Origin of the sequence: Flavobacterium omnivorum (genome assembly GCF_900099915.1) — a bacterium.
GTDB lineage: Bacteria > Bacteroidota > Bacteroidia > Flavobacteriales > Flavobacteriaceae > Flavobacterium > Flavobacterium omnivorum.
On record NZ_FNDB01000003.1, the window covers coordinates 18,838 to 41,426 of the forward strand.

Genomic DNA, 22,589 nt, shown 5'->3' on the forward strand with positions numbered 1-22,589 from the left:
ATGTATGCTATCGAAACAGACAGCACCAAATTATTAAATTATTTTTGTTTAATTAATTTCGTAATCAATTAAACAAAAAGTATATTTGTTACAAATAAAAGTAAATATGAAAAACATTTCAAGAGACGCTATTGATCAGATGGAAAAAATCGAAAGATTAAATTTAATCAATTCCTGCACTGGTTACAAATCAGCTAATCTACTAGCTACAAAATCCGTTGATGGCAAATCAAATGTTGCCATTTTTAGCAGTATCACTCATCTAGGCAGCAGCCCAGCGCTGATTGGATTCATTATGCGCCCAACAACGGTGCCAAGAGACACGTACAAGAATATTAAAGAAACAGGATATTTCACAGTGAACCATATTACTGTTGACATGATTGCAGATGCGCATCATACGTCAGCAAATTATGAATTGGGAATTTCTGAGTTTGATAAAACTAATTTAGAAGAAGAATATAAAAATGGTATTGAAATCCCATTTGTAAAAGGGAGTCCTGTTCAATTGTATTGCAAGTACGTTAATGAATATTACATTAAAGAAAACGACACCATTCACCTAATCGCTTCTATCGAAAATTTATTTTTTGAAGAAGAACTAGCACATAAAGACGGTTGGTTGCAAATTGACAGAGGGAACGTTGTGGCAATAAATGGCCTAGATGGGTATTGTTTACCCAAGTTAGTAGATCGCTTCCAATATGCGAGAAAAGAAATTCCAAGCACCTCCTTTTCCAAAAAATAAGAAATGAAAAAACTGCGGCTAATCCTTGGTGATCAATTAGATTTACAGCATTCTTGGTTCCAAGAAACTGATGAAAACACGATTTATGTTATGGCCGAAATGCGGCAGGAAACAGATTATGTAAAACATCATATTCAAAAAGTTGTGGCCTTTTTTCTGTCAATGAGGAATTTTTATACAACTATAAAAAACTTGGGGCATCAAGCAATCTATTTTCAAATTACCTATGGTACCAATCCACAGGATTTAGAAAAAATAATTGCTCTTTGCATAGAAAAATATAAAATCGAAAAATTCGAATACCAATTCCCTGACGAATACCGACTGGATGAACAACTAAAAAAGATTTGTTCCAAATTAAAAATTGCATCTGAAGCTTTTGATTCTGAGCATTTTTACACCACACGCAACGAACTTTCTACTTTTTTTGAAGGCAAAAAATTGTTATTGATGGAGAATTTCTATCGTAACATGCGCAAAAAACATCATGTTTTAATGGATGGTTCTACTCCTGTTGGAAACCAATGGAATTTTGACGCCAACAATCGCAAAAAATACAAAGGCGAAGTTCCAGTACCTTCAGAAAAAAATTTCCATACCAATGTTTCTGAAGTTGTTGCCCAAATCAAAGAAGCCGGAATTACAACTTTTGGAAATATCGACACAAAAGATTTCAGTTGGCCTACTTCACGTGAACAATCACTAGCCATTTTAGATTATTTCTGTAAAAATCTGCTAAAGCATTTTGGTGATTATGAAGATGCAATGCATACCGATGAAAAATTCCTTTTTCATTCTCGTTTATCTTTTGCTATGAATAGTAAAATGCTGTCACCAAGAGAAGTTATAGAGACCGTCATCGCTTTTTATCATGACAATGAAACTGAGATTTCTATATCACAAGTAGAAGGATTTGTAAGGCAAATTCTGGGTTGGCGCGAATACATTCGAGGAATATATTGGAAAGAAATGCCAAACTATGCCCAACTGAATGTCTTGAAAAACACAAATAAACTACCCGATTTTTTCTGGACCGGTAAAACCAAAATGAATTGCATGAGCCACGCCATTAATCAAAGTTTAGACGAGGCTTACGCGCATCACATTCAGCGTCTAATGATAATTGGCAATTTTACGTTATTAACGCAAATTCATCCCGACGAAGTAGACGCTTGGTATTTAGGCGTTTATATTGACGCAATCGAATGGGTCGAAATGCCCAATACTCGCGGCATGTCACAATATGCCGATGGTGGAATTATTGCTACAAAACCGTATGTATCTTCTGGAAGTTACATTAATAAAATGAGTAATAATTGTGCCAAGTGCCATTATAAAGTAAAGGAGAAATTTGGAGAGAACGCCTGTCCTTTTAATACTTTATACTGGAATTTCCTTGATGAGAAAAAAGAATACTTCAAAGGAAATCAACGTATGGGAATGATGCTGAATTTATTAAACAAAATAAATCCAGAAGAACTCTATAAAATCAAAGTAAAAGCGAATGAAATTATAGCCAACATGGATGCGTATTAAACCCAAATTTCTATCACAAAAAAAGAGTGTTTAAATTCAACATGAACTTAAACACTCTTACTTATATATAAAAAGCAATACTATTCCTTGTTACTTCCATCTATAATTGCTCCAGTACCCGCACCTATTCCAGCACCCGCAACACCACCAATAATAGCACCCTGTACTTTTTTCTTACTAATAATAGCCCCGGTAGCAGCACCTACCCCAGCTCCAATAACAGCACCTTTCGCAGTACTACTCCAGCCTTTCTTTCTTGTTGTCGTTGAATTTGTAGTAGTGGTAGTTGTTCCAGGTACCTGTTGATTAACTACAACAACTTCCTTTTGAGTTTCAATTTTGGCTTCTTCGATCTTAACCATTTCAACTTGCATAGAATCAATAACCCTTTGTTTCTCCATTTCAACTTTCATGGAATCTACAGTAGCTAGTTTTGCTTTTTCAATTTCCATTTTTCCTTGATTTTGACAAGAAACAACTACTAAAGACAACAATATAAAATATACAATTTTCATAATTTGATTTTTATTAATTTCTAATCTACAAAGGAATGTTTAAGGTCCTAAAAAACAGTTATACAATTAAAAATATTTCTTATACAATTCAAAGCTATGCTTTATTTAGAATTCCTGCTTTCAGAATCTGACCAAACTCATACATATCCGTGTAGGATGTATATAACGGAACTGGTGCTAAACGAATAACATTAGGTTCGCGCCAATCAGTGATGACACCGTTTTTCATTAAATAGTCAAATAAACTTCGCCCTTCACCATGAAGCAATACTGATAATTGGGAGCCTCTTTCCAATGGATTTAATGGTGTAATGATTTCGAAACTACTATCAACTTCTTTATCAATCTCTTGTAAAATAAACTCTAAATACGAAGTGATCTTATCTCTTTTTTGCAGTATTACATCCATTCCAATTTCATCAAACATGTCCACTGATGCTAAATAAGGTGCTAATGACAGAATAGGTAAATTGCTAATTTGCCAACCGTCGGCTCCATGAATAGGATCGAAATTTTGTTCCATTTTAAATCGGCGTTCTTTATTATGTCCCCACCATCCTGCGAATCTTGGCAACTCTGAATTGTTGTGATGGTTTTCATGTATAAAACATCCTGAAGCATTTCCAGGTCCTGAATTCATGTATTTATAACTGCACCATGCTGCAAAATCCACATTCCAATCGTGTAATTCCAGTTTCACATTTCCAGCAGCATGCGCTAAATCCCATCCTACATAAGCACCCGCTTTATGACCTGCGGCGGTTATGGTTTTCATATCGAAAACTTGTCCAGTATAATAATTGACGCCACCAATTAAAACCAAAGCCAACTCGTCACCAACTTCTTCAATCTTTGCCAAAACATCTTCTAGGCGAATGTTGTGTTCGCCTTCGCGACGCTTGATTTCTACAAGCGCATCTTCTGGTTTATAGCCATGAAAATGAACCTGACTTTGAAACATATATTGATCCGAAGGAAATGCTTTTTCCTCACAAATAATTTTATATCTAGTTTTTGTAGGTCGGTAAAAAGAGACCATCAACAAATGAAGATTCACGGTCAAGGTGTTCATTACCGTAACTTCGCTTGGAAGTGCACCCACAATTTTACTCAGTGGTTGTGCAAAGCGCTCATGATAATCCCACCATGGTTTTTGACTATAAAAATGACCTTCAACAGCTAAATTTGCCCAATCATTCATTACCTCATCGACATAAGATTTAGTTCTTTTGGGCTGTAGTCCCAGCGAATTTCCTGTGAAATAAATCACTTTTTTACCATTTACCTTTGGAAAAATAAACTCTTCTTGGTACTTATGTAATAGATCTTGCGAATCTAACTGTCGTGCAAATTCAAGGGTATTTTCGAAAATCATAATTTGTTTTTTGTTTTGTAAAAGTACTAAAAAAAGACCTATCGATAAAAGACTTTAAAAGGATTGAATGTACAACAATAGTTAAAAAAATTAGCCTTTCACGAACTAAAATAACAAATCTGTAAGTAGTAAAAATAACATCACACTCCTAAACTGACTATATTTGATTGACTATAAAAAATTCAACAATGCTTAAAAACAGTTTAAACGTAATTATTATTGCCATAGCTTTAGTAATTTCATCCTATCTCTTTTCGAGTGCTTTTCAGAATCGCAATAAAAGTAACGACACGATAAGCGTGACTGGTTCCGGAAAAAAGGATTTTGTCTCCGATTTAATAGTTTGGAGTGGTTCCTTTTCTAAAAAGAGTATGACTTTAAAAGAAGCTTACGCGGCTTTAGATGCTGACCGAGAGAAAATTAAAACCTATTTATCAAGTAAAGGAATTGCTCCCAATGAAATGGTTTTCTCAGCAGTAAGTTTCAATAAAGATTTCGAAACTATATTCAACGAAAACGGAACTACCAGACAACAAACATTTACCGGTTTTACCTTAACGCAAAGTGTCAGTATCCAATCTAAGGAAGTCAATAAAATTGAAGAGCTATCGAGACAATCGAGTGAGTTGATCAACTCAGGTGTAGAATTTTACTCCTCTCCTCCTGAATATTATTACACCAAACTTGCCGAGTTAAAAATAACAATGATTGCTGAAGCCACGAAGGATGCCAGTATTAGAGCCAAAAGTATCGCTGAAAATGCAGATGCTAGTTTAGGTAATTTGAAAAAATCAGACATGGGTGTTTTTCAAATAACCGGTCAAAACTCATCGGAAGATTTTTCTTATGGAGGATCTTTTAATACCCAATCTAAAAATAAAACTGCTAACATCACGGTTCGATTAGTGTACCAAGTAGATTAATTGATTTTTTATTTTTAAGCAAAAAAAAACTCGTCATCACTGACGAGTTTTTTTTTAAACAGCAATAAATGCCGCTAGATGATTAACATTGCATCGCCATAAGAATAGAATTTATATCCTTCTTCAATTGCTTCTGCGTATGCTTTTTTCATTAAATCATGACCACAAAATGCGGATACCATCATTAATAACGTTGATTTTGGCGTGTGGAAATTAGTGATCATACACGTTGGGATAGCAAAGTCATGCGGCGGAAAAACAAATTTGTTAGTCCATCCATCAAAAGGATTCAAAGTGTTTTGAGAAGAAACAGAACTTTCAACAGCACGCATGGAGGTTGTTCCTACAGTACAGATACGTTTCTTTTTGGCTTTAGCCCCATTCACAATATCACATGCTTCCTGACTTATTTTTAATTCCTCAGAGTCCATTTTATGTTTAGATAAATCCTCAACTTCAACTGGATTGAAAGTTCCTAAACCTACGTGAAGCGTTACTTCAGCAAATTTGATTCCTTTAATTTCTAGTTTTTTCAGTAAATGTTTAGAGAAGTGCAATCCTGCAGTAGGTGCTGCAACGGAACCTTCCTCTTTAGCATAAATAGTTTGGTAACGCTCCGCATCTTCTGGAGTTACGTCTCTAGAAATGTATTTTGGGATTGGAGTTTCTCCAAGTTCTGTTAATTTATTTCTGAATTCTTCATACGAACCGTCGTAAAGGAAACGCAATGTTCTTCCACGAGAAGTTGTATTGTCGATAACCTCAGCCACTAATGAATCGTCGTCGCCAAAATATAATTTGTTACCAATTCTGATTTTACGTGCCGGATCAACTAAAACATCCCAAAGTCTTTGCTCAGAATTCAATTCTCTAAGTAAAAAAACTTCGATTCTAGCGCCTGTTTTTTCCTTATTTCCGTACAAACGAGCTGGAAAAACTTTAGTATTATTCAGAATCAAAACATCACCTTCGTCAAAATAATCGATAACATCTTTGAACATTTTGTGTTCTATAGTTCCTTTCTTACGATCAATAACCATTAGACGCGCTTCGTCTCTGTTTTCAGCTGGATATTCGGCAAGAAGTTCTTTTGGCAAATCGAATTGAAAATGTGATAATTTCATTTGATAAATTTATGAGTTATGGATTATAAGTTAGGAGTTAAGCCTCAACAAATTATAATCGTGTGCAAATATACGATTGTGAGATAGGCGTTGTCAAGTGTTTTGCTGTTTATTTTCAAAAGCCGTTGATTCACTAGTCTTTAAACCGATTATTTTTCTGAAATATCAAAATCTAAACTTTTTAAATCATTCCAAAAATCAGGATAGGACTTAGAAACTACTTCTGCATTTTCTATGATAATTGGAACTTTTAAAGCTAATGGTGCAAATGCCATCGCCATCCTGTGATCGTTATAAGTGGCAATTTTGACATTGTGATTGATTTCGTTTGAAGCCTCAAGTGTCAAGCTATCATTGGTAACTGCGATTTTTGCACCTAGTTTTGTTAGTTCAATTCGAAGTGCTTCCAGCCGGTCCGTTTCTTTAATTTTTAAAGTATGAAGCCCCGTCAAATGGCAGCCAATCCCTAACCCTAGACAAGTGACCACAATGGTTTGGGCGATATCAGGCGTGTTATTTAGTTCTAAGTTTAATGTTTCCGGTTTAAAGTCAGGCTGTTTAACTAAAATCATTTTGTTTCCTTCAAAATGCGTTTCAACGCCCATTTGTTTGTAAATTTCAACCAAAGCCGAATCGCCTTGCAAACTACTTTCTTTATAGCTAGTCAATGAAACAGTTGCCTTTTCAGCTAATGCAACCAAACTAAAAAAGTAAGAAGCAGAACTCCAATCGGATTCTACAGTCATAACTTTTGATACTACTTCTTGCTTTGGATAAACGGTAATGACATTTCCTTCAAAACTGGTTTTGATGTCCAAATCATTCAACAAAGACAAAGTCATTTTGATATAAGGAACTGAAGTAATTTCTCCCACCAAAGTGATTTCAATACCATTTCCCAATTTTGGCGCCACTAATAATAATGCCGATATGTATTGACTACTGACATTGGCAGGAATATTCACTTTAGAATCCGTGATTTTTTGTCCTTTAATTCGGATAGGCGGATAACCAACTTCTTTCTCATAGGAGATTTTCGCACCCAATTGTTCCAAGGCTTCTACCAAAACTTTTATGGGGCGCTCTGTCATTCGTTGAGAGCCGGTTAACAACACGTCACGACCTTCATTTACAGCAAAATAAGCCGTCAAGAAACGCATCGCTGTTCCCGCATGATGAATATCAACTACTTCCTCATTTCCGATCAATGCCTTTTGCATCACTTCGCTGTCATCAGAATTGGAAGTATTGGCTAAAGTAATATTTGGAAATAAAGCTTGTAATAATAACAATCGGTTGGTTTCACTTTTTGAGCCAGTAACTGCAATTTCGGCTTGTAAATTAGAATGGGAAGTTTGTAACAGTAAATTCATGTTTGTAATTATGAGTTATGAATTATGAATTATCAGTGGTCTAATTCAAGTTCGCAATTTACCACTCCGTATTTATAATTCATAATTTATACTTCACAAATTATTTGAGTTTTTCGTTGTTTTTGTGACGGTCTTTGTCTCTAACGGATTTCAAATCCATTTTTTTGTCGAATGCCTCCTGCAGATTAATCCCAGTTTGGTTTGCCAGACACAAAACCACAAAAACCACATCGGCTAATTCTTCCCCTAAATCTTTATTTTTATCACTTTCTTTTTCGGATTGTTCTCCGTAACGGCGAGCAATGATTCGGGCTACTTCCCCTACTTCTTCGGTAAGTTGAGCCATATTAGTCAATTCGTTGAAGTAACGAACACCGTGTTCTTTGATCCAAGTATCAACGTCAAGTTGTGCATTTTTTATATCCATGATTATATTCTTTTTAATACAATTTTTTCATTTTGTTTTTCAATTATTTTCTGATAAAACTCCTTTAATTCACCATAAAATTCGGCATAAAATATTGCTCCATTGATTTCCTCACTAATTACAAACTGAATCTTATTCCCTACATTTAGCGTATTAATATTAAAGGTAGCCTCTTTCCCTGCCGTGCTAATTCGCATTACTTTTGGAAGGGATTCTACCACATATCCGGCAGGAATTTCTACACTAATATTATATTTATTTTGCCTAGCATATCCAAAATATAAGGGCATTTGCCTATTCTCCCGAACAAACGGGTTTTTACTAAGCGCAAAAAACAGCATTGGATTTATAAACATCTTTCCAGCAATTATTTCACAGTGGTTTGTAGTTGCAAAAGTAAATATTTCCGTTACGGGCTTACTTAAGTCCATGTTTTCATTTTCTATTGCGTGATCACTAATTTCGATTCCATTTAAATCATTCTCCAACTTTTCCAGGTAACTTTCCTTATTTACACCTGAAAATTTTTCTCTAAATATAAGCGCTTCAGAATTGGTGTTCTGAACCCTAAATTTTCCATCGATTTTTCCGTTTGCATCTACAGCGATTAGTAAAGTATAATTCTTTTTAGATGGGATCTCTGGCACAAGATTAATTTCGTCCGACGTCCCATCTTTTCGAATAAGTCTACCCCTCCAATTTAAGGCATTTAGAGGCAGAACATCAGGGGCCGTAAATTTACTTGTTGCGTCTAGTAAAATTTGTTTTCCTCCAATATTTGCTGCGGCAATTACATAATTAAAAACGGTGTGGTTTGGATAAACGGGAATTCCATGATCTTTGGTACTTACTAAAACAGGATTAGCATTAATTCCCGCGATTTTCAGCATATTAATCAGAATAAAATTTATTTCTGCACTATTTCCAATTTTATTAGCGTATGCTTCTTTTACTCCTTTGTCCGTATAATAGCTATTCTCTTTATTCCAATTCATTTTTTGCTGGACAAATTTAAAAATGATCAGGAGCTTTTCCAATTCCGTTACTGTAGTACTCTCCTCCTTTTTTAAAATTATTTTTAAATCATCTAGAAAATACACTCCCTGTTCCAACTCTTTACCAAAATCCTTATTTTCAAAAATTGTTTTAGCAACCCCTTCCCAGGTAGTCGCATAATCCTTTACCTGCTCTTGATAGAATTGTGTTTTTTCTAATTCATGCTGGATAGAGAATCGATAGTTTTCCAGATTGTCAACATAAGGTTCGTATTTTAAAGCCGGAATATTTGAAGCACTGTACGTACTAATTAGCTGCTTAAAATTTACAGAATCACTTCTGGTGAAATCATTTTTATTTGCATAATGTAAAGTCCCAGAACTTACTCTTTGCTCTGTTTTTGCTTGCAAAAAGCCGTTCACAATCGCTTTATAAACAAAGAAACCGGGGATTTCAGTACCATATTCTGCATAATTAACTGGGATTTCATACTGAAAATTAAAATGTGGAAACTTAACAATATTGTCTGACTTTAAAATATACCTAAACTCAATAACAGAGCCTACTTTTACGTTTGGCAATGTGATAGAGGCCACATTCCAATATTTGTTTGCGTTAGTCATAAAACTACCTTCACTATTTAATTTTGTTTTAACGACAACTCCATTTTCTAAATTGTAAGTGACTGCATCTGAAAACCTAACCGAATCATCTATACTATTTTCGTAACCCACATAATAGGGGACTTCAAAATTTGCCCAACTCAATCCTTCTTTTTTGTAAATTTTGATCCTAATCTGAAATTCAGTATGGATAGAAAAACCTGATTTTTCGTTATATTTAAAGGATGTTTTAGCCTTGTTAGAAAGTACCGCCGCCACCGCGCTAGTGTCAATAGAATGCATCTTTTCCTGTAGTTCAGCAACTGATACCTTTCCCAATTCAAGATTTTGTGAATTTAAATTGACAAAAGAAATCAGAAAAACAAAACCTAAAAACCATTTGTTAAGATGCATCATTTTAAATTTTACTCAATACAATTTTTTCATTTTCCTTTTCCATCATTTTTTGATAAAACTCTTTTAACATGGGATAATAATCCGCTACGATTATCGGACTATTTATTTGATGCGTAATTACTAACTGAATCACATTGCCCGTTGCACTGATCATAAATTTAAAACCTCCCAAATTATCTTCCATGTTTAAAAGTATAGAAGTTGGCAAAGACTCCACTTTATAACCCTCCGGTATTTTAATTGTTATGTTGTATTTATCTACAAAAGGGAATCCATAATCTACAGGATACTCTCTGTTTTCTTGTTTGAAAGGATTTTGTGTTACGGTAAAAAACAGCATTGGATTTACATAAATTGACCCTCCAATAATCTCGCTAAAATTCGAACCTGAAAACGCAAAATTTTCCAGGATTGGCAACTTTAAGTCTTTTTCGTTTGTTCTCGAATAGTCACTTATTTCAATTTTATCATTTTCGTTTTCTAATTTCTCCAGATAAACATCTTCTTTAACATTCCTTATATTTCCTCTAAAAATAATGGCATTGTAATCTGTTCTTTGACGCTTCAATTTCCCTGACACCACACCGTTTGCACTAATTTCATAGTTCATCATCACTGCGTCGTTAGAAGCTGCTTTAGGCATTAAATCCACCTCTGTCGATGTACCATCTTTACGAATCAATCTTCCTACCCAGTTCAAAGCCCTCAAAGGCAAAACATTTGGAGTAGAAAATGGATCCGTCGCATCTAGTAAAACAAGACCACTAGAAGTTTCTACCGCAGCAATAACATAATTGAAAGCAGTTCGATTTGGAAAAAATGCAATCCCGTTAGAACGGGTACTCACAAGAACAGGATTAGCAGTTAAGCCTACATGACGCAGCATAGCGGTAAGCATCAGATTGATTTCAGCCACATTACCTGTTTTATCCTTGTACGCTTTTTTTACACCATCATTACAAGAATATCCATAATAATCATTCCATTTTACTGATTCTTTTACATAATTAAAAATTGCCAATATCTTTTCTTCAGCAGAAGAAAGCCCATCAATAACAACTTTTAAATCTTCCTCAAAGTATCCAGTTTTATTTAATTCAGGTCCAAAATCGTCATAGTCATAAATTGTTTTAGTGACGGATGGCCAATCAGTAGATAATGTCTGGTATGGTTGATTTGGAAATTTTACAACTGAAAGTTCGTGAGAAACACTTGTTGTGTAGTTTGCAATGTTATTCACATACGCTTCCTCTTTCATCGCCGGAAGATTTTCTGCAATATAAACCGTTCTAGTTTCTGTAAATTCTAACTTTTCTTGAGAAGTAGATTTATGCAAGTTCTCTCCCGGTATTACCTTCGGTTTGTATAAGTAACTTAAAGATTTACCACTTTTCTCCTTGGTTATGTTTGGCAAGACAGAGCCTTTTATATTTGGATTGTAAACAAAGTACTCTGGAATGAAAGTTTTAAACTCCGAGTAATTTACTGGAATACTCGATTGAAAACTCCAATCTGTTAATTCGCTAAAACGCGATGAACGCACTACATACTTGAATTCAACAACAGACCCTACTGATACATTAGGTAAAGTTACTTTTTTTTGTCCCCAATATTTATTTACTTTTTCATCAAACTCACCATCATTTTTTAGCTTAGTTTTCTCAATCTTGCCATTTATCAAATTATAAGTAACAACGTCAGAGAAAGACAACGATTCTTTCGCATTTGAGCCTATGTAGTAGCTAACTGCTTTATTTGCCCATTCATATCCTTCTTTTTTATAAATTTTGATACGAGTTGTAACTTCTGTAATCATCATGAAACCATCATCTTGAGTATATTCAAAATCAACTATGCCTTTTTCAAAGAGAATAGCGGCAACTGCAGTAGAATCCATCGGATGACTTTTCTCCTGAAGTTCTCCAACTGAAACTTTCCCTAATTTAAATTCTTGCGCATTGGCTTTAAAGAAAAATAAAGTAAAAAATAGCATAGTGAAGAGTTTGTTGTAATTCATGGTTTTATTGGTTTTTGGTTAAAATTATTTTGGCGTTATCGATTTTCGAAATCTGTTCCATAAAAAGACGATATTCATCATATTCCTTATTAGAATACACTCCTTTTTTAATAAATAAAGTTCGTTTGTAAATTAAAGTAGCGCCGTCTTTTTTAACTATTTCTGATTTGTATTCACCAAACTTAGTTGTACTCTCAAAATCGGAGGGAATAAATTCAACTGCAAATCCTGCCGGCAGTGCAACTTCGATTTCATCCGTATCAATAAATCCTCTTTGTATTTCAAACGGATTCTTACGATTTCTGATTCGTTTGACACTTCCAGTAAATTGATTAAAAGCATTTATAGCAAACATCATTTTGCTACCAGAAATAGTACCATAATTTATGGCATTAATAATTCCATTTTCAGTAAAACGAACCTTCTCTTTATCATTGGAAAAAGTTGTTTTTTCTATTTTAAGATTATTAATAGTACTCCAATACCCTTTATAATGCGCTTCTTTGGCGGTAGGTTGCATATTTTCTATCGCAGCTTTTCTTGCATATTGAGATCCTTCAGAAACTATAGTGATCTTCCCTGAAAAATTCCCATTGGCATCAATTGCATAATTACCTTTACTAATTTGTGCATTGTCTTTGTTGTGGTACGTTTTAGTATGAATAATTTCGCCACCTTCAGGTTTCATAACAACAACGTCTCTATCGTCTGTAAAGTTAGCCTGATACCCAAAAGGATCATCTTGACTAGTGCATTCTAAAAAAACAGTATCCTCTCCGTTGGGAACGCATAAAATAACGTGATTTCCTTGTATAGAGAAGAAATCAGCTTCAATGTTTCGTATATCTTGATCACCAAACAATTCAGTGTAATAAGACGGAACGCCAACCACATCCAATAGTGCTCTTGTGTAATTGGACAATGCCTTACAATCTCCATAGCCTAGCCGATCAACATCACTAGCAAGCATGGGTTTAAACCCACCTATACCAACCTGCACACTTACATACCTTGATTTTTCTTGCATATATTGATACACGATTCTGGCTTTTTTAATAGGATCTGTTTCAATACCAACTAGTGATTTAATTTTGACTTTAGTTTCCTCATTCAAAATGGCTGTCCCCATCAAAATATTTTCAGAGAACCATTTCCCGTATTCTTTCCAATTTTTGGCAGTACCATCAACTCCTTCAAGATTGAAGCTTTCTAACCCCATCATGACCTTTGGAAAAACTTTCGAAACTGGAGTAAAATCCTCAAATTTTTGAGCTAAAACAGTAGCAACTGAATACGATAATTGGGTTGCAGTATCGGTATCTTTTTTAATTTTGAAATTGGAAAAATTAAACTCCTTCTTTTTAAAACCGAGAGTAGCAGGAAAATTCACATTCAAGACGCTTTTCTCTATACTGACATAAAAATCCGAAAGTATAGACCAAGTTGGAATAAACGCCGTATTTGAAGTTTCTATTTCACTCTCATACACTACTGTAAATGGATATTGTGTGGGTGTATACTCCATATAAATATAGCGACCGTCAGAAAAAATGGTACTTCCACCAGACGCACTTTGATCTTTAAAATCTTTTCGTTTTATTTTTTTGATTTCATTTCCCAGAGCATCATAAATGATTGCTTCAATTGCTTTAACCGTTCTTCTTTTATCGTAACTCTCGATTGCGTCAATGGCATTAATTCCTTTTTCGTTCAAAACGGTAACGACTCTCTTTGTTTTGATATTCATACTCCTTTGAGATGAAATAACAATGTCAATTTGATTTAAACGCACGACGGCATTAGCATTTTCCGTCAGACTATCTGAAATGTTAAGCGATTGATATTCATTTTTTTGAGCATGAACTGTAAAAGCTACAGTTGTAAAAAAAAGCAAAAATAGCGAAGTGATTTTCATTGTAATAATTGAAATTGTGAATAATAAACCAAAAACTCATAAGAGTGCCAGTACTTATTTTTATAATAAGTATGGGAATTTTTTTATTTTGGAATTTCTATTATTCGTGGTATTCAAAAATATACTAAATCTTACAATAAACAAGTATTTTACTCTTTATTTTTGCTATCAATAGTGATGGTGACAGGCCCGTCATTTAACAGAAGTACTTTCATATCGGCACCAAAAATACCTGTTTGCACTTTTTTACCCAGTTCTTTTTGCAAATGGCTTACAAAATTTTCATACATAGGAATAGCAATTTCTGGTTTCGAAGCCTTTATGTAGGAGGGCCGATTTCCTTTTTTGGTCAAGGCATGCAATGTAAATTGTGACACTACAAGTACTTCGCCGTCGATATCTTTGACGGATAAATTCATCACATCGTCTTCATCACCAAAGATGCGGATGCTAGTGATTTTATTCACCAACCAATTAATATCTTCTTGATTATCGGCATCTTCAATACCAACTAAAACCAATAAACCTTTTTGAATATCCGCTACGATTTTGTTATCTATTGTTACGGAAGCTGAGGAAACTCTTTGGATTACTACTTTCATTTATTAGTATTAAAGTTTTAAAGTCAGATGTCAAAAAACTATTCTAGATATTTCATTACTGCTGACTTTAGACTTTTGAAATAGAGACTTTAGATATCTTTATTCCCTCGTTTTATCACTAATGATTCGATCTTCGTTATGAATATCCGTGCGATAATTTTCATCGTCCCCTTCAAGGATTTTTAAGTAGCTTTTATAACGAGACCAAGCGATTTCATCTTTTTCCAAAGCTGCTTTTATGGCACAATGCGGTTCTTCCTTATGCAAGCAATTGTTGAATTTGCATTGCTCTTTCAATTTGAAAAACTCAGGAAAATAACCACTGATTTCTTCTTTTTCCATATCCACAATTCCAAAACCTTTGATGCCTGGCGTATCGATAATTCTGGCATCAAAAGACAAATCATACATTTCGGCAAAAGTAGTTGTGTGCTGTCCTTGTTTGCTAGCTTCAGAAATTGTTTTTGTTTTTAAATGCAATGACGGTTCCATAGCATTCACCAAAGTTGATTTTCCAACTCCAGAATGTCCAGAGAACATGCTCACTTTACCAATCATCATTTCCTTTAATTGTTCAATTCCTTTCATTTCAGTAGAAGAAACCCGCAAGCATTTGTATCCAATTTCTTGATACACATGTTGCATGTACAGCTGTTCGTCCAGCGTAACGTCATCAAAAGTATCTATTTTGTTAAAAACAAGAACAGTTTCAATTCCATACGCTTCCGCAGTGACTAGAAAACGGTCGATAAAATTAAAAGTCGTTGGCGGATTGTTGATGGTAACCAACAAGAAAACGCGATCAATATTAGACGCAATAATATGCATCTGATGGGATAAATTCACTGATTTCCGTACGATATAGTTCTTCCTGTCATGAATTTTATGAATGGTTCCCGTAACGGTATCGGATGATTCTTCTAGTTCATAATCCACTACATCGCCTACAGCAATAGGATTGGTACTTTTGATTCCTTTAATTCGGAATTTCCCTTTCATACGGCATTCTATAAAATCACCTTGTTCGGATTTTACGGTGTACCAACTACCTGTAGATTTGTATACGAGTCCTGTCATTTAGGATTATTTGATTGAAGATTAACGATTTTAGATTTCTGATTTAAAATCTAATACTTTGCAAAGATAATTCTTTGTTTTAGGTTTAAAGTTTAAAGTTTAAAGTTTTTATCAATCTGTAAAAATCAAAAAATCCCCACGACTTTGATTATAAAGTTGCGGGGATAAGTTTCAAAATATACTTTTAAAAATAAAATATTTATTTTTTTATTTCATACGGAAAATTGCGACCTACTTTTCGCATCATTCTTTCCATTACAGCATTGGCAGAACTCATTACGTCTTCGTTCATTTCTTTGTAAAATCTCCAAAGCAAATCTCCATCTGCACCATTGTAGACATTCATCGTCATTTCTCCACTGGCAACTTTTCCAGTTCCAAAACCAATTAGTAACGTTTTAGCAATCGCTAAACCTTCACTACTGGTTTTTTCATAAGCATAAGCACATTTGATTACTGCGTCAACACCTAGAATTTTAGCAAGCGCATCGGGAGTCATTTCATCGATTTTATCGAAGACTTCGTTTTGTTTCAATAAAACATTTGTTCTTTCCACATCCTGAACTGTCACTGTATAATCATCCGATTTTCTCAAAAGATACGTATACATACCTGATTGTAAGCTAGAACCCAATTTTCTTTCCTCGTCTCTATTTGTTTGTGCATCAAAATTTTTAGGCAATCTTTTATAAGAAATAGATGCTTTAAAAGGCAAAATTGCGACTGTCTTGTGTCCAGTAGTTAACTGAACTAATTTAGGGGATTCAAAAATTTGTTTTGAGCCTTCAAATTGTGCCAGCATTAACGTTGTCGTGAACAAACAGGTAAGCAATAAAGTAATTTTTTTCATGATAATTAATTGGTTTAAGGTTACCGCAATACTACAAAAAAACCTACAAAGATTTGTAGGTTTTAATAAAAAAATATTTACTTCAATTATTAAGCATTCAACACTTTGTCTTGGTGACTGATACTCTCTTGGTGAATTGCTTTGAACATTCTTAGTACAAACTCTTCCGAAAGTCCTTTGGTCTCCCCGTCCAAAATCATTTTACCTAATATTTCATTCCAACGATTGTTTTGTAATACTGCTACGTTTGCTGCTTTTTTCACCAAACCAATTTCATCCGCTACTTTCATACGCTTGCCTAAAAGTTCTAGCAAAGTGGCATCTAAAACATCAATATTTGCTCTTAATTTTTTCATTTTCTGCGTAAACTCATCCGATACATCATCTAACTTTCTAACTTTTAAGTCAATAAAAATTTGTTTCAATGCATCAGGAGTCACTTGTTGTGCAGCATCACTCCAAGCGTTATCAGGATCAGTATGTGTTTCGATAATCATACCGTCATAATTCAAATCTAAAGCTTCCTGCGTTACTTCAAGAATCATTTTGCGATCTCCAGTAATATGAGAAGGGTCAATGATTAAAGGTAAATCAGGGAATTTATTTTGCAATTCAATAGCAATTTGCCATTCTGGAATGTTTCTGTATTTAGTTTTTTCGTAAGTAGAAAAACCTCTGTGAATCACCCCTAATTTCTCGATTCCAGCATTGTACAAACGCTCTACACCGCCTAACCACAATGACAAATCTGGATTTACTGGGTTTTTCACTAATACAATTTTCTTGGTTCCTGCCAAAGCATCTGCAATTTCTTGTACCGCAAAAGGATTTACGGTTGTTCTCGCTCCTATCCACAATACATCGATATCATATTCCAAAGCTAATTTTACGTGTGCAGCATTCGCCACTTCCGTTCCCATTAGCAATCCAGTTTGTTCTTTTGCTTTTTTCAACCATTTCAATCCAATTTCTCCAACACCTTCAAATCCTCCCGGACGCGTTCTTGGTTTCCAAATTCCTGCTCTAAAAATACTTACATCTGAATCTTTCAATTCATGTGCAATTTTCAAAACTTGTTCTTCGGTTTCAGCACTACAAGGTCCTGCTATCACTAATGGATGATTCAAATTAAATTCATTCAACCAATTTCTCATTTCTTTCTTGTTTTCCATCTTTTCTAAATTTTATTTTTTTTTTAGTTTTTAGTTATTTTTGAACAACAGAGCGCGTTATTTCTTAACGTTCATTCCGTTTAATATTTCCTTTATTTTATTCACACTTTGCATTTCATTGTAAATCGCATCGTAATCTTCCTTTTCTAATAATTCTTTGAATTTTGATAAATTCGAAATGTATTCATCCAATGTTTTCACAACCTGTTTCCTGTTTTGTTTAAAAATTGGCGTCCACATCGCTGGCGAACTTTTAGCCAGACGAACCGTACTTTCAAAACCAGAACCCGCCATATCAAAAATATCTTGTTCGTGTTTCTCTTTGTCAATTACCGTTTTTCCTAACATAAAAGCACTTATGTGAGACAAATGAGACACATAAGCAATGTGTTTATCATGTGATTTAGGATCCATATAACGGATTCTCATTCCCATTTCCTTAAACAAATCCAACGCTTTTTCCTGCAATTTGAAAGTCGTTTTCTCTACCTCACAAATGATATTCGTCTTCCCTTGAAACAATCCTTTTATCGCTGCCGAAGGTCCTGAAAACTCCGTCCCTGCTATAGGATGTGTTGCTATAAAATTCCTCCTTTTAGGATGATTCGCAACAGCTTCACAAACAGGCATTTTAGTAGAACCCACTTCAAAAACTATCGTTTGATCACCAATTACATCCAAAACTTGCGGCAAAACAGTCAATGCGACATCCACAGGAACCGAAACAATCACGAAATCCGCATCAGCTAAATCCGCAAATGTGGCAGCTTCATCAACAACCCCTAAAGTTATGGCTTCCGCCAAATGACTTTCGTTGTTATCGATCCCATAAATTTTGGCTTCCGGATGCAGCGTTTTAATGTCCAATACCATCGAACCGCCTATCAATCCTATTCCTATAACAAATACTTTCATTTTTTATTTTTTTGAGCTAATCCTGCTATTCGTTTCAATCTTTTACTTTTAAAGAAAAAGTAAAAGGATTTCCACTGCTATCAGGGCTAGGGCATTTCGTTTTTTTAGAATTTTTATTTATTAGTTACAAGGTTCTGAAAACCTTGCAAGAAAATCTGAAATCTAAAATCGTTAATTAGCAATCTAAAATCTATTTATCGCTTCCTGTACTTTTTCTTCTTTTACACACAATGCAAATCGTATGTATCCTTCGCCATTGCTCCCAAAAATAGTTCCTGGCGCGATAAATATAGATTTCTCATACAATATTGTATCAATAAACTGTTCTGCAGAGGTTATTCCGTCAGGCAATTTAGCCCAAACAAATAACCCAACACCCTCTTTGTACACTTTACATCCCAATTTCTCAGCCAACAGCTCCGTTAGAACGCGCCTCCTTTTATAAATTTCGTTCATCGCATCAAACCAAATCGTATCGCTTTTCAACGCTTTTATTGCTCCTTTTTGAATCCCAAAGAACATCCCGCTATCCATGTTGCTTTTTACTTTCAGAACTGCATCAATACAAGCTGCATTTCCTAACAGCATTCCCACTCGCCAACCCGCCATGTTAAAAGTCTTACTCAAAGAATTCAATTCTAAAGCCACCTCTTTTGCTCCTGCCACTTGCAACAAACTCATCGGATTGTCATTTAAAACAAAGCTATACGGATTGTCATTGATTAATAAAATGTTATGTTTTTTGGCGAAAGCCACTAATTTTGCAAACAAATCCAAACTTCCTCTCGCTCCTGTTGGCATATGCGGATAACCAATCCACATGATTTTTACTTTCGATAAATCCAGTTGTTCCAAAGTCTCAAAATCAGGTTCCCAGTTGTTGCCTTCTTTTAAATCATAGTATACTGGAACCGCTCCCACTAAATTAGTCACCGAAGTATATGTTGGGTAGCCTGGATTTGGTATCAAAACATGGTCTCCTTCATTCAAAAAAGCCAGTGAAACATGCATAATTCCTTCTTTAGACCCCATCAGGGGCAAAATTTCATTAGCTGGATTCAATGCCACTTGGAAATTCTTCTGATAAAAATCAGCCATTCCTTGTCGCAATTCCGGCAATCCTTGATAACTCTGGTATTGATGCGCATTTTCATCTTGCATTGCCAGAACCACTGCATCAATTACAGCTTGTGACGGTTGTAAATCAGGACTTCCAATTCCCATATTGATTATGGGTTTTCCTTCGGAAGCCAGTTGTCTTACTTCTCTCAATTTTGAGGAGAAATAGTATTCTTCAATTATATCGAGACGTTTAGCTGTTTTGATCATGATTGTACATTTATATTACTACTCTAATCTTACTCCTTATTGCGAGTGGGCTAGGTAGCTATTGTTTTGTGTTTTTATATTCCCCTAATACTTTGAAATATTCCGCCATAATGACCAATAATAATTTTGCTTTAGCATAATCTTCATATTTCTCAAAAGTAACATCTACAAAAAAAGAATATTTCCAAGGCATCTCTATTTTTGGTAACGATTGGATTTTGGTTAAATTCAGTTTACAATCGCTCATCACATTCAAAACCGCAGCCAAACTGCCGCGCTTGTGATCCAACTCAAATTTGATAGACGCTCTATTAATTTCGTCTTCTGGTACAAATGAATTTTCTTTTTTGACAATTACAAAACGAGTCATATTATTTTTAATCGTTTGAATTTCAGGTGCTAAAATTTCTAAATCATACATTTCGGAAGCTGTTTTACTGGCAATTGCAGCAATTCCTTTCAACTGTTTTTCCTGAATTCTACGTGCGGTTTCAGCAGTATCTTTGTCTTCCACTAATTTTATGTTTGGATATTTTTTAAGGAATTCCATACATTGTAAAATAGCCATAGGATGCGAATGGACTTCCAGAATATCTTCCATTTTCTGCCCTTTTAAAGCCATTAAATTTTGATGAATTCTCAAATAATGTTCTCCTATTATGTGCAAATTATTTTTGTCAATCAAAGCGTAATTTGGAATAATTGGTCCCGCAATTGAATTCTCAATCGCCATAACTGCCTGATCTGATTTGCCTGAGAGAAGGTTATCCACTAACTCTTCAAAGGATAAACATTCGTCAAGAGCAATATTTTGATCGAAATATTCCTGCGCCACCTGATGATGAAAAGAACCTGTTATGCCCTGTATTCCAATTATTTTATTCATTTTACACACTTTTAAGCAAAAAAAAATCCCGACTTACATCGGGATTGTATATTTATAGTATCAATTTAATTTTTCTAATTAAATAACCATACAACAATCCCTTTCTACCTTCCAGAAGAAATAATAAGAGTTGCTAAAATAAAATCGGTTACTCAACATGTTGTTGTTTTTTTGTATTACTTACACTGCGAATGTATACATAATTTCCAGCTAACCCAAAAAAAAGGAGGCTTTTATTGCACTAAAAAAGGATTCACTAAAAAACTAGTTATAAATTATGTAATAATTAAAAAAAGGCTTTAAAAATCTCATTTAGTTAGTGAGTATTTTCAATTTATATCCCTCACTTCTTTTCTGAGCTCCATTTTATGCCAATTATCGTCAAGATAAACTCGTACCAATGCCTATCAGAGTTATTATAATGCCAAGAAAATATAAAATGATCTACTTTATAGAGGATTAAATCAGTTCTACTTTTAAATAAATATCACATTAGGCTGCTATTTCTTCCGAAAGCCATTTTTTTCCTTCTGCAATTCGGGTCACCAACATCGCTGATACTAGATCACCATTGGCATTTAGCAAAGTTGCCATTGGATCTACTAAAGTTCCTATAATCATAGCTGCGGGTAAAGCCTGCTCCATAGGAAATCCATAAACAGTTATTGCGAGAATTTCGCCAATATAACCCCCATTGGGAATTCCTCCTTCAACAACAGATACAATTACTGTAATTCCAATTGCCATGAGTAAAGTACTGGGATCCGTGAAATCCTTACCAAACATTGCAAAAATAACTGCAATTTTAATAATCGAAGACATGCTCGAACCATCCTTATGCAAAGGAGCGCCAAGCGGAATTACCACATTTCTGATATGTGCAGGAATATTTATTTGTTCTGCACCCTCCAAATTAGCGGGAATCGTTGCAATACTGCTGCAAGTTCCTAAAGCCGTTAAAGAGGGCGTGATATTGTTTTTCCAAAACACTTTAAAACCTACTTTTCCTCCAGCAATAAAAGCGTACAAACTGAAAAATACAACAAAGTAAAAAGCACAGACTCCGTAATAAAGACTTAAAGGTTTTGCGTAAGCACCAAATAATTGTGGACCAAAAATCCCCACTTGATACGCAAAATAAGCACCCAAACCTATTGGAGCTGTCTTCATGATCATGTGCAACAATTGTTTCATCACTTCGTTCCCTGAATTTAAAAATCGGCTAAAATCTTTGCCTTTCTCACCTGAATGTAAACTGGCAAACCCTATTAAAAATGAAAAGATAATTAGCGCCAGCATATTTTTTCGAGACAATAATTCAAAGAAATCACTTGCAGTTAGCAGTTGGGTAATTTGCGTCCCTGCAGAGCCAGTTTTTACCATTTCTAAAGGGATTTTGGAAATGATAATATCTTGTTGAATTGGGAAAAGCAAAACTCCCACGATCATCAAAATAGCAGAAATAAGTACCGTAGTTAAAAACACTCCAATTACTATTCCAAAAAGTTTTCCCAGTTTTTCTGTTTTTTCTAAATTAGCAATCGAAGATGCGATCGTAAAAAAAATCAACGGAATAATTGCTGTAAATAACAAATTCAGAAATATATCACCCAAAGGTTTAATCACTTCTACTCCCTTTCCAAAAACTAAACCCAATATACTTCCTGCCAAAATTCCGCCAAGAAGCAATAATATACTTTTGTAATTCTTCAAGAAATTGCCAATTTGTATGGTTGCCATAATATTCTATTTTATTGTAAATATATAAATCTATACCACTATTTATAATC

At 34.5% G+C, this 22,589-nt stretch carries 19 protein-coding genes; 3 read left to right on the plus strand and 16 right to left on the minus strand.

The features are described 5' to 3' along the window. The first annotated feature begins 106 nt into the window (after nucleotides 1-106). Both BLS90_RS03845 and BLS90_RS03850 read left to right on the plus strand, forming a co-directional pair. The gene (locus BLS90_RS03845; RefSeq protein ID WP_091255474.1) at nucleotides 107-748 is read left to right on the plus strand and encodes a flavin reductase family protein; all 642 of its coding nucleotides are present in this window, start codon (nucleotides 107-109) and stop codon (nucleotides 746-748) included. A 3-nt stretch (nucleotides 749-751) separates the two neighbouring features. After that, on the plus strand, nucleotides 752-2,284 hold the full coding sequence (locus BLS90_RS03850) for a cryptochrome/photolyase family protein (RefSeq protein ID WP_091255475.1): 1,533 nt from the start codon (nucleotides 752-754) through the stop codon (nucleotides 2,282-2,284). An 80-nt stretch (nucleotides 2,285-2,364) separates the two neighbouring features. On the opposite strand, the gene BLS90_RS03855 is transcribed toward BLS90_RS03850, so the two are convergent. Continuing rightward, nucleotides 2,365-2,799, minus strand: a complete 435-nt coding sequence (locus BLS90_RS03855) for a YMGG-like glycine zipper-containing protein (protein WP_091255476.1) — start codon at nucleotides 2,797-2,799, stop codon at nucleotides 2,365-2,367. A gap of 94 nt (nucleotides 2,800-2,893) precedes the next feature. Beyond that, a complete protein-coding gene (gene kynU, locus BLS90_RS03860) occupies nucleotides 2,894-4,174 on the minus strand; it encodes a kynureninase (RefSeq protein WP_091255479.1) in 1,281 nt (426 codons plus the stop codon). 188 nt (nucleotides 4,175-4,362) lie between these two features. On the opposite strand from kynU, the gene BLS90_RS03865 reads away from it, so the two are divergent. After that, on the plus strand, nucleotides 4,363-5,097 hold the full coding sequence (locus BLS90_RS03865) for an SIMPL domain-containing protein (protein WP_091255481.1): 735 nt from the start codon (nucleotides 4,363-4,365) through the stop codon (nucleotides 5,095-5,097). A gap of 74 nt (nucleotides 5,098-5,171) precedes the next feature. On the opposite strand, the gene queA is transcribed toward BLS90_RS03865, so the two are convergent. The 14 genes from queA to BLS90_RS03935 all read right to left on the minus strand — a co-directional run bounded on the left by queA (nucleotide 5,172) and on the right by BLS90_RS03935 (nucleotide 22,539). After that, complete coding sequence (gene queA, locus BLS90_RS03870) at nucleotides 5,172-6,221, minus strand: tRNA preQ1(34) S-adenosylmethionine ribosyltransferase-isomerase QueA (protein WP_073354216.1); 1,050 nt, start codon at nucleotides 6,219-6,221, stop codon at nucleotides 5,172-5,174. Between the two features lie 149 nt (nucleotides 6,222-6,370). Further along, complete coding sequence (gene aroA / locus BLS90_RS03875) at nucleotides 6,371-7,594, minus strand: 3-phosphoshikimate 1-carboxyvinyltransferase (protein WP_091255484.1); 1,224 nt, start codon at nucleotides 7,592-7,594, stop codon at nucleotides 6,371-6,373. 100 nt (nucleotides 7,595-7,694) lie between these two features. Further along, nucleotides 7,695-8,021, minus strand: a complete 327-nt coding sequence (locus tag BLS90_RS03880) for a nucleotide pyrophosphohydrolase (protein WP_091255486.1) — start codon at nucleotides 8,019-8,021, stop codon at nucleotides 7,695-7,697. 2 nt (nucleotides 8,022-8,023) lie between these two features. Continuing rightward, nucleotides 8,024-10,036 (minus strand): DUF3857 domain-containing protein, encoded by a 2,013-nt coding sequence (locus tag BLS90_RS03885; protein WP_245705042.1) that lies wholly within the window; start codon nucleotides 10,034-10,036, stop codon nucleotides 8,024-8,026. 1 nt (nucleotide 10,037) lies between these two features. After that, nucleotides 10,038-12,053 (minus strand): DUF3857 domain-containing protein, encoded by a 2,016-nt coding sequence (locus BLS90_RS03890; protein ID WP_091255489.1) that lies wholly within the window; start codon nucleotides 12,051-12,053, stop codon nucleotides 10,038-10,040. A gap of 4 nt (nucleotides 12,054-12,057) precedes the next feature. Further along, nucleotides 12,058-13,968 (minus strand): DUF3857 domain-containing protein, encoded by a 1,911-nt coding sequence (locus BLS90_RS03895; RefSeq protein WP_091255491.1) that lies wholly within the window; start codon nucleotides 13,966-13,968, stop codon nucleotides 12,058-12,060. A 149-nt stretch (nucleotides 13,969-14,117) separates the two neighbouring features. Beyond that, complete coding sequence (gene dtd, locus BLS90_RS03900) at nucleotides 14,118-14,570, minus strand: D-aminoacyl-tRNA deacylase (RefSeq protein WP_091255492.1); 453 nt, start codon at nucleotides 14,568-14,570, stop codon at nucleotides 14,118-14,120. 99 nt (nucleotides 14,571-14,669) lie between these two features. Then, entirely contained in the window at nucleotides 14,670-15,647 is a 978-nt protein-coding gene (rsgA, locus tag BLS90_RS03905; protein ID WP_091255495.1) for a ribosome small subunit-dependent GTPase A, read from the minus strand. A gap of 199 nt (nucleotides 15,648-15,846) precedes the next feature. Further along, on the minus strand, nucleotides 15,847-16,497 hold the full coding sequence (locus BLS90_RS03910; RefSeq protein WP_091255499.1) for a hypothetical protein: 651 nt from the start codon (nucleotides 16,495-16,497) through the stop codon (nucleotides 15,847-15,849). 89 nt (nucleotides 16,498-16,586) lie between these two features. After that, nucleotides 16,587-17,669, minus strand: coding sequence for a bifunctional 3-deoxy-7-phosphoheptulonate synthase/chorismate mutase type II (locus BLS90_RS03915; protein WP_091255505.1), 1,083 nt, complete (start codon nucleotides 17,667-17,669; stop codon nucleotides 16,587-16,589). Between the two features lie 57 nt (nucleotides 17,670-17,726). Beyond that, complete coding sequence (locus tag BLS90_RS03920; RefSeq protein WP_091255507.1) at nucleotides 17,727-18,584, minus strand: prephenate dehydrogenase; 858 nt, start codon at nucleotides 18,582-18,584, stop codon at nucleotides 17,727-17,729. A 183-nt stretch (nucleotides 18,585-18,767) separates the two neighbouring features. After that, nucleotides 18,768-19,913, minus strand: coding sequence for a pyridoxal phosphate-dependent aminotransferase (locus BLS90_RS03925; RefSeq protein WP_091255509.1), 1,146 nt, complete (start codon nucleotides 19,911-19,913; stop codon nucleotides 18,768-18,770). A gap of 58 nt (nucleotides 19,914-19,971) precedes the next feature. Further along, entirely contained in the window at nucleotides 19,972-20,799 is an 828-nt protein-coding gene (locus BLS90_RS03930) for a prephenate dehydratase (protein WP_091255511.1), read from the minus strand. 492 nt (nucleotides 20,800-21,291) lie between these two features. Continuing rightward, the gene (locus BLS90_RS03935) at nucleotides 21,292-22,539 is read right to left on the minus strand and encodes a dicarboxylate/amino acid:cation symporter (protein ID WP_091255513.1); all 1,248 of its coding nucleotides are present in this window, start codon (nucleotides 22,537-22,539) and stop codon (nucleotides 21,292-21,294) included. Between the last annotated feature and the right edge of the window lie 50 nt (nucleotides 22,540-22,589).